This window comes from Spongiibacter thalassae (genome assembly GCF_012272835.1).
Lineage (GTDB): Bacteria > Pseudomonadota > Gammaproteobacteria > Pseudomonadales > Spongiibacteraceae > Spongiibacter > Spongiibacter thalassae.
Map to the genome: position 1 here is coordinate 39,531 of NZ_JAAWWK010000007.1, position 17,236 is coordinate 56,766.

14 protein-coding genes are annotated in these 17,236 nt (G+C 57.1%); 13 read left to right on the plus strand and 1 reads right to left on the minus strand.

The features are described from left to right. Window positions 1-182: 182 nt before the first annotated feature. The 9 genes from HCU74_RS17645 (at window position 183) to HCU74_RS17685 (ending at window position 9,869) form a co-directional block, all read left to right on the plus strand. Window positions 183-2,864 (plus strand): c-type cytochrome, encoded by a 2,682-nt coding sequence (locus HCU74_RS17645; RefSeq protein ID WP_168451758.1) that lies wholly within the window; start codon window positions 183-185, stop codon window positions 2,862-2,864. Between the two features lie 234 nt (window positions 2,865-3,098). Continuing rightward, window positions 3,099-4,271, plus strand: a complete 1,173-nt coding sequence (locus tag HCU74_RS17650; RefSeq protein ID WP_168451759.1) for an acyl-CoA dehydrogenase family protein — start codon at window positions 3,099-3,101, stop codon at window positions 4,269-4,271. 215 nt (window positions 4,272-4,486) lie between these two features. Then, window positions 4,487-5,596, plus strand: coding sequence for an alcohol dehydrogenase catalytic domain-containing protein (locus HCU74_RS17655; protein WP_168451760.1), 1,110 nt, complete (start codon window positions 4,487-4,489; stop codon window positions 5,594-5,596). Window positions 5,597-5,622: 26 nt separating this feature from the next. Further along, a complete protein-coding gene (locus HCU74_RS17660; protein ID WP_168451761.1) occupies window positions 5,623-7,152 on the plus strand; it encodes a class I adenylate-forming enzyme family protein in 1,530 nt (509 codons plus the stop codon). Window positions 7,153-7,249: 97 nt separating this feature from the next. Next, window positions 7,250-7,765, plus strand: coding sequence for a TlpA family protein disulfide reductase (locus tag HCU74_RS17665; RefSeq protein ID WP_168451762.1), 516 nt, complete (start codon window positions 7,250-7,252; stop codon window positions 7,763-7,765). After that, window positions 7,765-7,977: a DUF4266 domain-containing protein gene (locus HCU74_RS17670; protein ID WP_168451763.1), complete on the plus strand. Its 213-nt coding sequence runs from the start codon at window positions 7,765-7,767 to the stop codon at window positions 7,975-7,977. Before HCU74_RS17665 ends, HCU74_RS17670 begins: the two co-directional genes overlap by 1 nt. After that, complete coding sequence (locus HCU74_RS17675) at window positions 7,964-9,187, plus strand: DUF3570 domain-containing protein (RefSeq protein ID WP_168451764.1); 1,224 nt, start codon at window positions 7,964-7,966, stop codon at window positions 9,185-9,187. Before HCU74_RS17670 ends, HCU74_RS17675 begins: the two co-directional genes overlap by 14 nt. Window positions 9,188-9,336: 149 nt before the next feature. Next, entirely contained in the window at window positions 9,337-9,576 is a 240-nt protein-coding gene (locus HCU74_RS17680) for a type II toxin-antitoxin system ParD family antitoxin (RefSeq protein WP_168451765.1), read from the plus strand. Further along, complete coding sequence (locus HCU74_RS17685) at window positions 9,576-9,869, plus strand: type II toxin-antitoxin system RelE/ParE family toxin (protein ID WP_168451766.1); 294 nt, start codon at window positions 9,576-9,578, stop codon at window positions 9,867-9,869. Before HCU74_RS17680 ends, HCU74_RS17685 begins: the two co-directional genes overlap by 1 nt. A gap of 37 nt (window positions 9,870-9,906) precedes the next feature. Here HCU74_RS17685 and HCU74_RS17690 read toward each other — a convergent pair whose 3' ends face one another. Then, window positions 9,907-10,839 (minus strand): DUF4238 domain-containing protein, encoded by a 933-nt coding sequence (locus tag HCU74_RS17690; protein WP_168451767.1) that lies wholly within the window; start codon window positions 10,837-10,839, stop codon window positions 9,907-9,909. A gap of 237 nt (window positions 10,840-11,076) precedes the next feature. On the opposite strand from HCU74_RS17690, the gene HCU74_RS17695 reads away from it, so the two are divergent. From HCU74_RS17695 to HCU74_RS17710, 4 genes are all read left to right on the plus strand, one after another. Further along, window positions 11,077-12,012, plus strand: coding sequence for an FAD:protein FMN transferase (locus HCU74_RS17695; RefSeq protein WP_168451768.1), 936 nt, complete (start codon window positions 11,077-11,079; stop codon window positions 12,010-12,012). 391 nt (window positions 12,013-12,403) lie between these two features. Next, window positions 12,404-13,609 carry an iron-containing alcohol dehydrogenase gene (locus HCU74_RS17700; protein WP_168451769.1) on the plus strand — a complete coding sequence of 402 codons (1,206 nt, stop codon included), beginning with the start codon at window positions 12,404-12,406 and terminating at the stop codon, window positions 13,607-13,609. Window positions 13,610-13,748: 139 nt separating this feature from the next. Continuing rightward, complete coding sequence (locus tag HCU74_RS17705) at window positions 13,749-14,819, plus strand: AraC family transcriptional regulator (RefSeq protein ID WP_168451770.1); 1,071 nt, start codon at window positions 13,749-13,751, stop codon at window positions 14,817-14,819. A gap of 45 nt (window positions 14,820-14,864) precedes the next feature. Continuing rightward, on the plus strand, window positions 14,865-17,231 hold the full coding sequence (locus HCU74_RS17710; RefSeq protein WP_168451771.1) for a TonB-dependent receptor domain-containing protein: 2,367 nt from the start codon (window positions 14,865-14,867) through the stop codon (window positions 17,229-17,231). The last annotated feature ends 5 nt before the right edge of the window (window positions 17,232-17,236 follow it).

The following is a 17,236-nucleotide window of genomic DNA, read 5'->3' on the forward strand; positions in this document are numbered from 1 at the left end:
GGCCCCGATACATTCCAGCCCGAGAAAAAGCCGTTGGGATGATGCGTCGGGGTGGCGGGCCTTGTCCCGGCGCGCCAGATTCGGAGTCGGGTGTGACAGCGATCGCAGTAATGCACTTGCGGTGGTTGAGGCTTTTTCGCAAAATGGGAACAAATGTTCCTTTAATGGAGTTGGTGGCGACTATGCTCGTATCTGTCCCCTTATATAAAAATACAGTATTGGCTGGCGTTTTGATCGCGACGGGGTTGTTGTCGGGCTGTGGTGGCGGCACTGCCGCAGGTGCCCCGACGGGCACGCCCCCGGTTGCGGGGCCTGGCGACAATAACAGCGGCGGCAGCCCGGTGACTGAACAGAATGTGACGGCGGCTTTTAGTAGCGGTGTACAGCCGTTACTGGGTTACTGCCGTACTTGTCATATTCCCGGTGGCGTGGGGGATACCCCTGAAGGGCGCAATTTTATGCTCGGCAGCCATGTTGCCGACGATTACAGCAATATGCAGACCTCCTGGGCGGCACTGGGCCAGGGCGTGGCCACCAACCCGATTCTCACAATGAACTCCGTTGCGGCGGAAGGTCACTCCGGGGGCACGCCGTGGCAGGTGGATTCCACCGCGTACAAGGCGGTTGCTGCCATTTTGGCTTGCTGGGATGACCCGCAAAGCTGCAACACCGGCGATACCGGCGAGGCAGAAGAATTGCTGCCGCTGCTTGGCAGTGCTCGGGGTGGTCACTTCTGGGATGACTACTGCAATGGGCTGGTCGACGCTGAGGGCGTTCGCGCCTTTACCGACGATGGCGAATATTTATCGGTGGCTGAGGCGACCCCTCGGCCCGATTCCACTGTCTTACCGGCGGATCCCCGCAACATGGTGCGAGCGGGGGTTGGCGAAAACAGCGCGGTGGCCTTTAACGCCTTTTGGCGGGACTGCCACGCTGTGCCCGAAATTGTGAATGAATTTCCCCACGCAAAAACCTGTGGCGATTTGCGCGCCAGCGTTGCACGGGGGGCGATCATTATGGGTGACCCAGCGGTGTCTGCGACCGACGCCGAGGGCAATCCCTATCGCTATAGCAGCTACGAGCCTTATCAGCGCAGCGACGGCAAGCCGAGTATCTATAAGGGGCACTACAGCGAGGGTGAAGTCATTCGCCCTGGTAGTACCTTTGCCGGCGATAACCCCCACGGCTTCGCCGCGATTCGCGCGTCGCAGTTCAATGCTCTGTGGACAGTCTGGGGGCTGACAGCCCGCCCCGACAATTTTGAAGTGTTGCTGGCCGAGCGCTATGGCTTCGGCCAGCCGGTGGCCTCTAACCCCTATCCTATTGTTGACCCCGCCAATGGCATTGATGAAACCTCGCAGCTAACGGCCAGCTTTGGCGGCAGTGGCCAGCTTCCGGTAGGGCTGTTACAGACCCGTATGCCCGACGGCACCTATAGCGGCGAAATCAGTCAGAACTGCCAGGGCTGTCACGGTTCCCAGGTGGGCGACAGCTTTGCTGTGGGCGCCGGTGGCGGCATGCTTGACGCCAATGTTTCGTCCCGCGACTTCTCCGCGATGGGCTCGGCGGCGGGTATCGCGATCGATCGCGCCGGCTTTGCTGGCCGGGTCAGGGGCACCAACAACGCCCAGTTCTCCAATATTCTGGCGGCTACCGGTGTGCGTGGGCCACAGGAATTCCTCGATGTAATGCAGAACGGAAGCACTGGTACGGGAGATACTCCGGCCTGGTGGAATGTTGGCCGCCGCCCGGTGAAGTTTGTTGACGCCATGTTCCCCGGCGATGCGGTGCGGGTAGACTTCGCCCTGTTTTCACCGCTGCTGACCGATAAATACGGGCCTCTGGGGGTGAGTGACAGTGCGCGGGATGATCGCTGGGTCAGCGATCACGTGCAGGACGGTGACCACTACATCATTACCCGCAAGGCGCCAAAATATCCGTTGCCGATTAATAAAGATCTCGCACGCCAGGGCGCGGTGTTATTCCATACCAAAAACCTGTGGGCAGACAGCAAGCAGCAGTCAGTGCCTCGCCCCGATCGCGGCAATGGCTCATGTGCCAGCTGTCACGGCGCCTACTCGCCACGCTTTGTAAATGATCCCGACTACCTGCCGGATCCTCGCCTGGAAGGGATAGCCAGTTATGTCGTGCCAATGGACATAATCGGTACCGATCCGGTGCGTTCGGAAACCTATAACCCCGGCACAGAAAGTGGTCTGTCCCAAGCCTCTGTGGGCTACCCGGAAACCGCTCCCGGCTCCAATGAGCGCGCCAGTTTGCCCCCTGAAGAAGAAGCAAAAGTCGAAGACTGCCGTGTGCAAAACATGCCCGGCTTGCAAAAGGATGCCCAGGGTAACGAGCGCCCCCGTGGCTATGCTGCACCGCCGCTGTATGGTGTTTGGGCGACCGCGCCTTACCTGCACAACGGGTCAATTCCGTCGATGGAAGCCCTGTTGAACTCGGAAGCGCGCCCTGAAATCTGGCGCCGGGTGTCTACGCCAACACCTGCCGGTCAGGAGAACGTGGTGATGGGTTTTGATTACGATCTGAACCGCGCCTACGACCAACAGAACATGGGGTGGCGTTACGAAGCTCTGGAGTGTGGCGGAAGCGATTTTGCCCCGGCGCTGGACTGTACGCCTCTGGAACAGGGGCCCTTCAAGTCAATTCTTGACGGCCTCTATAGCGGTCTGCTGATGGGGTGGAATGTCACCAACCCTCCGGTGATTCGCAAGGAGGATATCGAGGCGCGCAAAATCTACAACACCTCGATGTGGTCCCAGGGCAATGGTGGCCACACCTTCAGTGATGTGCTGAATGAGCAGGAGCGCCGCGCCATTATTGAATACCTGAAAACCCTGTAAAGCCGGACACGGCGGCGCGGGATGCGTCGCCGTGTCGGCCTTCGCCTGGCTCATGCCTACATCGAATGGTGATACTCGGTGTGGTGCCGACATCAGGATGTAAACCCGAACGCGCCGAGCGGCAGTGCCGTCAACAAAAAGGCATAAACCGACCGGCGCGGATTAAACCAAAGACCCATCAAATCACTGCGGGGCCGGGGCAATGCCGGGCTTCCACGTTTCATGGAGTAGCACATGCTTCCACGTAATTTTACTGAAGACCAACTGATGTTCCGCGAGGCTTATCGCAAGTTTTTGGCAAAGGAAATAGCGCCTAATGTCGAGCGTTGGAGAGAGCAGGGTATTGTTGATCGCGAAGCCTACACCAAGGCGGGGGAGCAGGGATTTCTCATGGTCTGGCCCGAGGAAAAATACGGCGGCATGGGTGATGAGGACTTCCGCTTTGAGCAAATCATTATCGAGGAAACCGCCAATGTGCTGGCGGGAGACTGGACCAACACCCTGCACAGCCGCCTGGTGGGCCCCTATCTGACCCGCTTTGGTAACGACGAACAGAAAGACCGCTTTTTGCCCAAGTGCGTGTCGGGCGAGTGTATTCTCGCTGTGGCGATGACTGAGCCCGACGCGGGGTCTGACCTTGCCGGTATGCGGGCAACCGCCAAGGATATGGGCGACCATTGGCTGCTCAACGGCGCGAAAACCTATATCAGTAACGGCATCAATGCCGATCTGGTGATTGTAGCCGCCAAGACCGACCCCGAAAACAATCCCCACGCGATGGGCCTGTTTCTGGTGGAGCGGGGTATGGAAGGCTTTGAGCGCGGACGCAACCTGAAAAAAATGGGCATGAAGGCCCAGGACACCGCCGAAATGTTCTTTAACAACGTGCAGGTGCCCAAGGAAAACGTATTGGGGGACCCCACCAAGGGCTTTGTCTACCTGATGCAGGGACTGGCGGAGGAGCGTTTGATCGGCGCCTGCGGGTTTATTTCAGCGGCGCAAAAGGCCTTTGAGGTCACTCGGGAATTTGTCATGGAGCGCAAGGTATTCGGCAAGCCCCTTTCGGCCATGCAGAACACCCAATTCAAAATGGCGGAATTGCGCACGGAAATTGACGTGGCTCAGTCTCACGTTGATGCCTGCGTGGCGGCCTTTAACCAGGGCAAGCTCACCGCCGAAGACGCAGCCAAGGCCAAACTCTATACCAGTGAAGTGCTGGGGCGAATGGTAGACGAAGGCGTGCAGCTACACGGCGGTGCCGGCTATATGGACGAATACCCCATCTCCCGAATGTATAGCGATGCCCGCATTACCCGTATTTTTGCCGGCACCTCGGAAATTATGAAGTTGATTGTCAGCCGCGAAGTCTTTTCCGAGGGCTTTCTCACCTACATTGATCGCACCTAGCAGCGGAGAAGGCGTGGCGCGGGAAGCGGCGGCGCAGAATATCTTCGTGACCGTCGACGCCAATGAGGCGCTATAGCCTGTCGCCTTCAGCGAACAACTGGCGCGGTGAGCACTGCTAGCCCCGCAACGATTCCCCTATGATCTTGGGGTCTGTCCCCGGGGTCTGTCCCCAGGGACAGACCCCGGTTTTATCAGTGAGTGGGAGTACAGGTGCAGTGAAGATTACCGCAGCCGTTGTAAACGAAGTCGGCAGTGAATTTGTTCTGGATGAGTGTGAGCTGGAGCCGCCCAGAGCTGGCGAAGTTCTGGTCAAAATAGAAGCCTGTGGTGTCTGCCACACCGATATTGCGGCGCGGGATCAGCATGTGCCGGTGCCGCTGCCCGCCGTGCTTGGCCACGAGGGGGTGGGGCGTATCGAGGCCCTCGGTGAGGGGGTGAGTGAATTCGCCGTGGGCGACCGGGTGCTGGTCAGCTTTGGCTCCTGTGGTAAGTGTTCCAATTGTGAAAATCGCGCGCCGGGCTACTGCGATCATGGTGGCGCTTTTATTATGAATGGCTCGCGTATCGACGGCAGTTCGCCGATGACCCGGGCTGGCAGGGCGATTACCGGGCATTTCTTTGCCCAATCGTCGATGGCGACCCATGCCATTGCCGCGACCCAGAATATGGTCAAAATCCCCGATAACCTTCCCGCGGAATTGGCCGCGCCGCTGGCCTGTGGCGTGCAGACGGGGGTAGGGGCGGTCATGTTGTCGATGGAAGCCAAAGCGAACAAGGCGATTGTGGTGCTGGGTTGCGGCACTGTCGGTCTGTCGGCGGTTATGGCGGCGAAAATTGTCGGCTGCTCTCCCATTATTGCTGTGGATCTCGTACCGTCGCGATTGGCGCTCGCCCGTGAACTTGGCGCAAGCCATGCCCTCACCGGTGACACTGCGACCCTTGCCGAAGAGCTGGTTAAGCTGGGGGGCGTGGATTATGCACTGGATACTACCGGAGTCCCGGCGGTCGCCACAGCGGCTTTCAACGCCATGAAAGCCCAGGGTACCCTTGCCTGTGTTGGCGTGGCTAAGCCCGACACTGAGCTGCAACTCGATTTCAATATGCTGATGGCAACAGGCCGTCGAGTACGGGGGGTGATCGAGGGAGATGCTGTTCCCCGCGAGTTTATTCCGCGACTGATTGGCTACTACGAGCAGGGTCTGCTGCCGCTGGAAAAACTGGTCGTAACCTATCCTCTGGCGGCGGTGAACGAGGCTGTCAGCGACAGCCTGTCGGGAAAGGTGGTTAAGCCTGTTCTGCTATTGAATGACAGCGCAGCCCCCTGACACAACCGCGAATAACGGAGCCTTACATGTTCGATACACTGCTTGATGTACTTGCCTTTCAGGCGGAAATGCGCCCGACAATGCTGTTTGCCAAAGACGACCAGCAAAGCCTGACCCACCGCGAGGCGTGGCTCCGTATAGGCCAGATCGCCGCGCGGCTTCAAGCCTCCGGGGTACAGCGGGAAGACCGCGTGGGCATTCTGTGCAAGAACTCGGTGGATAATCTGTTGCTGTTTCTCGGCTGCGGCGCCGCTGGCGTGGTGCCGGTGGCGATCAACTACCGCTTGAGTGCCGCCGAGGTGGCGGTCATCAGCAACGACGCCGAGGTGGTGGGCTTCTTCCACGATAGCGAATTTCAAACCCTGCTGCCCGACCTGAACGGGGGTGGCGCTTTCGTGGCCGCCATCTACGATGATGACGAGCCGCTGCTGCTGAACAAGTGGCTGGGGGGGATCGCACCGATTTGCCCGGTCAGTGTGCATGGCGATGATGTGTTTGTGCAGATGTACACCAGTGGTACCACCGGTGTGCCAAAGGGGGCGCTGATAAGCCACCGGGGTGTGGTGACCAATGCCTTCCAGTCCATACTCACCCACGGGCAGAGTATTCGGGCGGGGGATCGGGGGCTGATGATCGCCCCGAGTTTTCACGCGGTGGGCTTGGTGGGGTCATTGTGGACAGTGATGTTCGGCGGTGGTCTGGTGATTCATCGGGACTTTAATCCGGTGGCAATGCTGGAGGCTATCGGCCGCGAGCGTATCACCTTGATGTCCGCCGTGCCGGTAATGCTCCAATTTGCCCTCGCGGTGCCCAATGTCCGCGACTACGATTTCTCCTCGTTGGAGTTTATTTCCTATGGCGCGTCGCCGATGTCACCGGATCTGCTCAAACAGTGTCTGGAGGTCTTCGACTGCAAATTTGCCCACGGCTATGGTCAAACCGAGGCGACCACCGCCCTGACCTTTTTGCCGCCAGAGGGCCATCAGCGGGCCCTGGCCGACAAGCCTGAGTTGCTCAAATCCTGCGGCCGAGCGGTGTACGGCAGCGAGATTAAAATTATCGACGAGCAGGGCAATAGCCTGCCGGTGGGTGAAATTGGCGAAATTCTGGCCCGCGGCCCGCAAATTATGAAAGGCTACTGGAAGCGCGACGAGGCCACGGCATCGACCATTGTTGATGGCTGGCTGCACACCGGCGATGCCGGCTGCCTGGACGATGAGGGCTACCTCTTTATAAAAGACCGGGTTAAAGACATGATTATTTCCGGTGGCGAGAACATCTATCCGGCAGAGATAGAAGCCCTGCTACTGGGTCACCCGGCCATTGCCGATGTCGCAGTGATCGGTGTGCCTGACGAGAAATGGGGAGAAGTGCCGTTGGCGGTGCTGGTTGCCAAGGGTGAGGAACTGGATATTACAGCCCTGACCGACTTCTGCCGTGGCTCGCTGGCGAGCTTTAAACTGCCGAAAAAATTGGTCTATGTCGAGGCGCTGCCGCGCAACCCCTCGGGCAAGGTGTTGAAAAAAGACCTGCGAGTGCAGTTTTCAGGCGCGTGAGGCTACTGTGTGTCGTTGCCAAACTGTGCAGCATCGGGCTACATTGACTGGCCTTCATTCAGTAGTGATGAAAACCATAATAAGGTCTGAGGTTGTGATGAATCGTATTTTACCTTCGCTGACGTTGGTCGCGGCGCTGACGGTGTCGGCGATGAGCCACGCCCTGACGGCAGGCGACAAGGCCCCCTATTTTCGCGGGCCGCTGATTACTGCCCCGGCCAATGCCGAGCTGTTCGACAGCCAGTCATTGAAGGGGAAAGTGGTTTATATCGACTTCTGGGCCTCCTGGTGTGGCCCCTGTCGAGTCTCGCTGCCGGCACTTAATACTCTATATCAGGAATTCAGCGAGCAAGGCTTCCATGTGGTGGCGATCAATGTCGATAGCTATCGCGACGACGCACTCAGCTTTCTCAAGGAACGCCCCGTCGATTATCCGGTGATCTATGATGCCGGCCAGAAACTCCCCGGTGAGTTCGGAGTGAAGGGTATGCCTACCGCCTTTCTACTGGATCGCAGTGGCACCGTACATCATGTTCACGAAGGTTTTCGCCCCGGTGATGAACAGGCGCTGCGCGGAGCCATCACCAAATTATTAAAGGAGGAGGCCCAGTAATGGCAAGATTCGCCGTTGTTGTCATGCTCCTGCTACTTTCGGCCTGCGGTATTACCGAGGTCAAACCCTGGGAGCGGGCCTACCTCGCCCGACCGGAAATGGCCTGGAGCCCCGATGCACAGACCGCCGCCCAGCGCGGCCATGTCTACTTCAGCAAAGAGTCGAGCAATGGTGGTGCCAGTGCAGGGGGAGGTGGCTGTGGCTGTAACTGATAACAAAAAAACTCAGCCGACAGCAGGCCAGGCCTTGGCCGCCCTCGGTGCCGCGGCACTGGCGATTCCCGGTATTGTCAGCGAGGCCAATGCGGCAGCCCCTTTGGCAGAAGCCAGTTTTGACTATAAATATTCCGCTTATCGCGAAGCCGACCTCGATAGGAACAAACTCGGTGGCGGCTCGCCAAAGCGCTTTGAAATCGACAGCCACATGCTGCGCTTTGCCGCTCCGGCGGGCACCCAGTCAGATATCGCCGTAGACCTGTCCTTCGAGACCCTGAGCGGCGCATCCCCGTGGTTCATACTGCCCGGCAGCGGTGACAGCGGCCCGGTGCAGATTATGAGCGGCGCCAGCATCAAGGAAGAACGCAAGGATGTGCAGCTCACCGCGACTCATTACTTCGACAAGCAGTGGTCGCTGGCGGTGGTGGGGGGATATTCCACCGAAAACGACTACGAGGCGGTGAACGTCGGCGCGGCGCTGGACCTGGAACAGGCGGAATCCCAGCGCACCTATAGTGCAGGCTTTGGCTACAGCGACGACACCCTGGAACCCACCGATGGCCGTGCCCTCGCTGATCGGGTAGACCGCGCTGCCAAGACCAGTCTCAATGCCTTTGTCGGCGTCAGTCAGATTATTAACGCCCGCACGGTAGTGCAGGGCAGCCTCAGCTACGCGGTTCACGACGGCTACCTGTCCGACCCCTATAAAAAATATTGGGTGGTAGATCAGAGCAATACCTTTGCCGATAGCCGCCCCGATGAGCGCACACCGATGGTGGTGGAGGCCAAGCTGAGGCACTTTGTGCCGGGAGCCAAAGCGGCCCTGCACCTGGACTATCGCTTCTTCGACGACAATTGGGAGGTCACCTCCCACACCGTCGATGCCGCGTGGTATCAGAACCTGCCTGGTGGCTGGATGCTGACCCCCTCGCTGCGCTATTACACCCAAACCCAGGCGCATTTCTACGCCCCGTACTTCTTTACCGCACGGAGCGATGGGCTGGGCTCGTCGGACTACCGCCTGTCGCCCTATGGCGCGATCAGCGCGCGGCTGATGGCGAGCAAGGACTGGGGTGGCCTCACTACCCAGCTGGAATGGGAGAGCTACCGCGCCAGTGCAGACTACTCCCTGGAAGAGGTCGCGCTGGAAAACCCCGCATTGGTCGAATTCGATATTCTCACGCTGGGTATTCACTGGAAGCTATAGTGACGGCGGTGTTGGTTTACCCATAAGTTGGCCACACCGCGTTTATGGATTGGCCAGAGAATGCGCAATGCGGATGGCCGATTGCTCTGCCTTGCCTTGTTATGGGTTCCTTGCCAGAATGTACCAATATTTGGTACAGGAGGCTCCTCATGGCCAGAAACACCAGTATTACCCTTGGCCCCCATTTTGATGAGTTCATTGCTGCACAGCTTGAAAGTGGCCGCTATGGATCTGCGAGCGAAGTGGTGCGAGCGGGGTTGCGTTTGCTTGAAGAGACTGAGAGCAAACTTGAAAGATTACGGCGCCTCCTGGATGAAGGTGAGCAAAGCGGGATAGCAGAGTACTCGCTTGAAAGTGTTATTGCAGAATTGGATAACGAAGCTCATTGATGCCCTCTTTCCTGCTCACCTCCGCTGCTCGAAAAGACATTATTCATATCGGGCGCTTTACCTCTGAAAAGTGGGGAAAGCGTCAACGCGATAAATACCTCAAACAACTTGACGATGCCTTCAGGCTACTTGCGCGCCAGCCTGATATTGGCCGCGATGCGGAAGACATAAAGCCGGGGTACAAGAAGTTTAGCCAAGGCAGTCATGTCATCTTTTATCGAGCCGGCACGGAATCCAGTATTGTTGTGATCCGCGTTCTCCACAACAGTATGGACGTGGAACAACGTTTCTAAAACGCTAGCGCTGCCAGTGCTGCTGTTTGGTAGATGTTTACACGACCACACGCTGAGAACTACCTCTCAATTTACCGACCATTCTGGCCAAAGCTTCCGACTTTTCAGAAGAGTAAACGTACTGTGCCGCTGCTAGAGCGGTTCGCTTGTTCATGTTCTTGGTGTCTGCCTTGTCGAGTTGCACCGAAGTGCAACCCAATCGCTCACACTGGCTCGGTGTTCGCTTAAAAGATGGCGAGAATATAAGCAATAGATCCTTTCTGAGGGGGAGTGTGACTTCTGAAAATGGGTGCATCGGTCCAATTTGTGGGCCGACCTGTTCTCGATGTTCTGCAGGTGTTTGGAAATAGACAGGATTATCAGAAGTGACGAAGGTCATGCCACTCGCGGGTGCTGCAAAATGCCATACCTTTTCTAATAGCCTACAGGCTCCCGTTTTAGCCATGTTGATCATAGGTTCTAGGCTTACGGACTGCTCGATATCGATTTTTATTTTGCCTTGTTTATATAGCTCTTCGATCACCCTTGGGAGTTTTTCTTCCTCTTTGTCTTTATTCACTATGTAGTCAAGCCCAACCTCTACAACCCTACGATGTAGTTCCTCAATACCTTCTCGGAAATTCGGTACCCGGAAAAGCTGAATGGCCGCAAAAAAGCTTAAAATCTCACGCTCTTTATCAGTTAGAATTACTTTCTTGCCTGTACCTGGAAACTCGATTTTCGCAATAATACGGGGGGCCTTATCTTCTATATAGTGAAAGGCATTTTCCATCGACTCATGATCAACTGTTCCGTCTTCGTTTTTCTGAGCGTAGTAATGATGTTCGGAGCAAATATAACTGATTGATTTAGGTTGTCGGGAGATCCCTCCCGTATTTTTATCGTATTCCCAAATCAACGATTTCTCGCCTTCGATAGTGAATCCTCGAAGGTATCCTTTGGGAACGTAGTGATGATTGTCCTTCGCCATTGACTCTATGCTTCTTTTCAGCGGACGCTATAAATAGCGGTTGTGGAGCTTTTGGGGCGTAGCATTAAGCGACAGGACGCTGCTAGTTTAGTAGACTTGATCCCTGTGTTTTTACTTCAATCCTTTCTTCCGATCATAAACACGCACCTTAAAAAATCAATAACTGATAACACGGTCCGCAGAGTTGCCGCCCCCGCGTCTTCGGCCCTGAGGTGATTCAGGGTACACTTGCGGCCGATGGAAGAATATCACTACACCTTCACCGCTATGGCCAGTCCCTGCGAGCTACGTTTGTATGCCGCAACACGGCAGCAGGCCGACCGCGCCGCTGCTTTGGCTCAGGCTGAAGTCCAGCGCATTGAATATAAATACTCCCGCTACCGCGACGACAGTGTGCTTAGCGCGATTAATCGCGCCGCGGGTCAGTCGTCCCTGCGGGTCGATGACGAAACCGCCGCATTGCTGGGCTATGCCGACACGGCGTGGCAGCAGAGCGGGGGGCTGTTTGATATTACCTCCGGGGTGCTTCGGCGGGCATGGGACTTTAAATCCGGTCTGCTGCCCACCGATGCCGCCATTGCTGAACTGCTTCCTCTGATTGGCTGGCAGAGGGTGGTATGGAACGGTCGCGAGGTTTCGCTTCCTCTGGCGGGAATGCAGCTCGATTTTGGTGGCTTTGGTAAGGAGTACGCCGCCGATGCCGCCGCCCGGGTCTGTGGTGACAACGGTATTCAGCACGGTTTGGTTGAGCTGGGCGGAGACATCCACGCCATCGGCCCCCACCCCGATGGCAGTCCCTGGCGCATTGGCATTCGTCACCCCCGCGCCCCCGAGTCTGCTATTGCTGTGTTGGCTTTGCATAGTGGCGGCTTGGCCAGCAGCGGCGACTACGAACGTTACATGGTGATTGACGGTCGGCGTTACAGCCATCTGCTTAACCCTGAAACCGGCTGGCCTGTTACCGGCAACCTTGCCTCGGTGTCGGTGGTGGCTCCCCTGTGTCTTATCGCGGGAACCGGCGCAACCGTTGCACTGCTTAAAGGTGAGCAAGGTAGTCGCTGGCTGGAGACATTGGGGCTACCCCATTTAAGTGTTGATGCTCAGGGGCAGCTGGGTGGCAGTGTGGATTTTTCTACGCAGGCAGACCTAAAGAGCGATGCCGTCAGCGACTGATATCGCGCTCCCGCCCCGCCACTTCCACCACAAAACACCTGCTTGTTGAGTGGCGTGTGGCTGTATCGCGACCTGTACCCCTTGCCAACATTGAGCGGTGAACTGGCTTCCACGGTGGCCGCCTGGTTGGCCAATACCCTGCAAAATATTGTCGATGATCCAGCACTTTAGTTCTGTTGCCGTCATGCTTTAACGCCGAAAAATTTGCGGCGACCGGGGTCATGCTACGCCAGCATATGTGCGTGAAAAAGCGCCTTCAGCAAGTGGCGAGTCGCCCTGTACTGGTCCTGTTTCACTGACCTGCGCCGACCACGGCTGTCGCATTACAACAAGCCCTGCCAACCAGGCCGCTCTACACTTTCATCCCGCTCTCCGTACACAGGGATGGCCCATGACATTTATCAAGCGCGTTATTCACAAAGCCTACCTCGGCATGATGGCGGCGGTTATCCGTTTTATGCCCCCGGATGTGTTTACCCTGTTTGCCGGCGAGGGCAGTAGCCGTCAGTTGGTTGGGCATATTGCCGGTCAGGGAACGTCTCGTTTGTTGATTGTGAGCGACAAACCACTGGTTGAATTGGGTTTGATTCAGCCATTGGTGGCGCGTTGCGATGAGCTGGGTGTCGCCTGCGCGGTCTTTGATGGCGTGCTGCCCGACCCGACGTTCTCGATTGTTGAGGCGGGGCTGGAGGTGTTTCGGCAGCATCGTGCCGACGCCGTGCTGGCTATTGGCGGTGGTTCATCGATTGATACCGGTAAAACCATTGCGGCGGCGGCGACCAACGGCTTTGCACCGCGCAAGCTGGAGGGCTATTTCAAGGTTAAACACCCTCCGGTGCCACTTTATGCGATTCCGACCACATCGGGTACGGGTTCTGAGGTTACCAAGGGGGCGGTGATCGCCGACAGCGACACCCACCTCAAGGCCTATGTCGCCGACCCGAAGATGGTGCCAGTGGCGGTGGCCCTTGACCCGGCACTGCTCACCGGCCTGCCACCGGCGATTACCGCAGCTACCGGAATGGATGCGCTGACCCATGCGATCGAGGCCTACATCAGTGTGTGGTGCAATCCCCGCTGCGAACGCTACGCCCTGGCGGCAATTAAAATGATATTTACGCATTTGCCCAGGGCCTACCAGAACGGCGGCGATCTGGAAGCCCGTGAGCAGATGTCACTGGCGGCCTGCTACGCCGGCCTCGCAATTAACGACACAAATATTGGCAATGTGCATGCACTGGCCCACCAGTTGGGCCGGGTCTATGGCATCCCCCACGGGCTGGCCAATGCCGTGGTGTTGCCCTATGTGCTGGAGGAAACCTTCGACGCCTGTGCGTCTCGTCTGGCGAACCTGGCCCGTGTGCTCGGCTTTAGTGAGAGCGGCAGCGATGGTGAGGCGGCCAGGGCCTTTATTGCCGAAGTGGTGGCCTTGAATCAGCGGCTCAATATCGCCGCGGGCCTGGACAAGCTGGCAGCGGCGGACGTAGAGGATCTTGCCAGTGCGGCAGCCAGGGAAGGCAGTCGCCTGCCAGTGCCGGTACTGGTGCCTCGCGAGGGTTTTGCGTCGGTGCTGCAGCGCTTGTTGGTTGTAGTGTAGGAGAAGATAGGGGGGGTATTCCGGTCTTAAATGATAGTTTGCGAAGGTCTAAAATGATAGTTTTCTCTGGAGCTGCCCATTGCCGCCGCGTATTGTTATTCCCACAAACAAAATAACAATAGTAATAGTGGAGTAAGCGATGCGACTGCCTACAGTGTGTAGACCTTACGTTGATGGCCTGATGTCCTGCCTGAGTGAAGAGGGCGTTAACCCCACGCAATTGCGAGCGCGGCTTGGCTGGTCGCCTGTGGAACAGTTCGGCGACTCGGGCCGACTGTCAGTAAATATGTTTGAACATGTGTTGGCCGCTGGCGCCGAGCTTGTGGGTGATCCCACTTGGCCGCGCAGGGCGGGTGTCTATGTCGGGCAGCATGCAGTGACCATCATGGATTACCTGATAATGAGCTCCCCCACCACCCGTCAGGTGCTGGCAGATATTCAGCAATTCTCGCCCTTGCTGCTGGATCAGGGCTTTATTGATGTCTGCGAAACCGTGGTCGATGGTGACGTTGCTACTACGGAATTGGTGTGGCGTATGCCCCAGGGGCCACGTCCCAGTGTAGCGTTGCAGGAATTCTATCTGGCCAGTTGGTTTACTCTGGTGTGCAAAAACTCACCGGATCGTCAGGCGGCGCCGGATGACAAGCCCTTCACCATGAGCAGCGATAGCTGTGCCCGCGTGCTCGCGGAAATGACGGCACCCGCGCTGCAGTTGGGCAGCGAGAGGGTATCCATTGAGCTGTGTCAGCAAAGCCTGGGCAATCGTCTGGTGCGGGCCGACAGCTCGGTACACGGCACCCTGTTTGAGCAGGCCCAGCGGGAGCTGCGGGCACTTAGTCAGGAAGACCGCATAGTGGCCAGTGTGTACCGCGAAGTATTTGCCAATATTCGCGAAGAAAAGGCAACGCTGGAGTCGGTGGCGGCGAGCATGGGTATGTCGTCGCGCACCTTGCAGCGCCGGCTGGGTGACGCTAATACCTCCTTCAAGGAAATCCTGGATACGGTGCGTATGGATATCTGCCGTGAGCAGATTCGCGATGACGGTGTATCCCTTGTTGATCTGTCGGAGCGCTTGGGCTTTGCCAGCCAGCCAGCATTTTACCGCGCGTTTAAACGGTGGTTTGGCGACTCGCCCAGTCATTACCGCAACTATACTGAATCGGCGTACCCCGTCGAAAGAACAATGATAAGCGCCTGTAGCGCGGTATAAGAAATAACTTTAATAAGCATAGTGGTTTAACACCAGGAGAAAAATGTGAACGCATTCTATAGGTCAATAACAGTGGCGACGCTGTGTCTGACGGGGCTGCTTGCTCCCGGTCTTCGTGCCGCGGTGCTCGAAGAGGTGATCGTTTCGGCGCAGAAGCGAACCCAGAGTGCCCAGGACGTGCCGCTGTCTATTACCGCAATGAGCGGCGAAGCCATGCGCGAAGCCGGGGTGTTCAGTACCAAGGATTTGACCGATGTTAATCCGAGTATCAGCTTTGATGTGGGCCAGAGCTCCCAGAATGCCAGCCTGAAAATTCGTGGTATTGGTTCGGTGGGCAATGGCCGCACCTTTGAAGGGGCTGTCGGGGTGTTTATTGATGGCGTGTATCGGTCGCGCTCGGGTATGGCCCTGTCGGATATGAATGACATTGCCGGACTGGAGCTACTGCGCGGGCCGCAGGGTACCCTGTTTGGCAAGAATACCGTTGCCGGGGCGCTGTCGCTGAACAGTACCCGCCCCAGTCTGGATATGGTCGAGGGAAGGCTTGAAGTTATTGGAGGTAGTTACGAAAAACGTTATGCCTCAGCGGCGATAAATATGCCCATCAATGAGCGCAATGCGGTGCGGGTGTCACTGATGTCAAATCAGGAAGATGGCTATTACCGCAGCCCCCAGCAAAACGGTCGTACCTTCAACAACACTGACCGTCAATCGGCCAAGGTCCAGTGGCTGTTCGATGTGAGTGACACCCTGGAGTCGCTGCTGATTTTTGATTATTCCAACTCCAATACCGGTTGTTGCTGGGGTAGTGTGCAGGTGGTGAGCGGGCCGCTGACCGATGGGGTAGAGTATTTTGCCAACCAGCGTGGTCTGGAGTTGTACAAGGCGCCCGATGCCGAGCGCGGCCGTCTGACCAACAATAACAAGGATTCACGGGCGGTTATCAAGGATATCGGTCTGACCTGGAAGCTGGACTGGGCGCTGGAAGATATGGATATCGCGTCGGTGACCGGGGTTCGCTACTTCAAGGAAAACCAGATACAAGGCGATGCTGATTTTGGCCCGGCCCACCTGGTGGTACTTGAGGAGCCCGCCGAGATCGACTTCTGGTCCCAGGAGGTGAATGTGTCCTGGGTGTGGGGGCCAACGGATTTTGTGGCAGGGTTGTACTACTCGCTGGAAACCTTTGACAGCCAGCGCAGCCTGGTGGCAGATACTGACACCAATGCCTATGTCAGCTTTCTCGTGGCAAATATGGCCGCTCCGGGACAAGCCGCCGTGCTGTGTGAGCTGGGTGGCTGTGCCAATGGCCAACTCGCCCCCGAGGGTGGCGAGCCGGTCAGTGTTGAGCACTACTATCAGGACGCCGAGAGCGCGGCGGTGTTTTTCCACACCCAGACCATGCTCAACGAGGCGTGGACATTGGTGGCGGGGCTGCGTTATTCGGTGGATGAAAAATCCGGCGGCTACGACAATATCTACTGGTATAACTCTCCGGCGGCCCAGGCGATTGTGAATTCCGGCGCGACCGGCGCACCGCCCTCCGGTGATGCGTCTACCCCCCGTAATGCCTTCGATGTTGCCGGTTTGTACTGGGGGCCGAGCTTTCAGGATTCCTTTGAAAGCGGCGTAGTGTCCGGTACGGCATCTTTGCAGTACACCTTTAACGACGATGTAATGGCCTATGCGACTTATAGCCGCGGTTATAAATCCGGGGCGGTCAATCTGTTTTTTGAAGCGGATAACTTTGATAACACCGTGTATGAGCCGGAATATGCAGAGAGTCTTGAGTTGGGCCTGAAATCCCGCTACCTCGATGACCGTGGCCAGACCAATATCTCGGTGTTTGAAACCCACTTCACCGACCTGCAAATCAACTTCTTTACCGGCCTGAACTTCTTTACTGAAAACACAGGTGAGGCGACTTCCCGCGGCATGGAAATCGAGAACCAGTTCCAGGCTTCAGAGTCTCTGCGCGCCGAGCTGAATATCACCGTACTAGATGCCAAGTTCGGCGATCTGGCCGACGGCCCTGAGACAGTACGTCACCTCGACGGTCGTGAAACCGCGCGGGCGCCCACGCTATCGGCGGTAGGTGTATTGAATTACGAAGAACAGTTATCGGATACCTTCTACGGCTCTCTGCGCCTGTCGGCGTCATACAGCGGCGAGCACTATGCCGGGGTAGATTTCGCCACCGAGCCCACCCAGGGGCCGTATACCCTGTGGGACCTCAGTGCCGGGTTGCGCTACATGGGGGGGCAGGAATGGGCACTGAATATGTTCTGTAAAAACTGTACAGACGTGACCTACCGGACCATCTACTTTGCTGCGCCGTTGCAGGAAGGCTCGTTTAATGCCTATCTAAATACTCCCCGTATTGTCGGCTTGAGCTTGAGCACCTATTTCTGATTAAC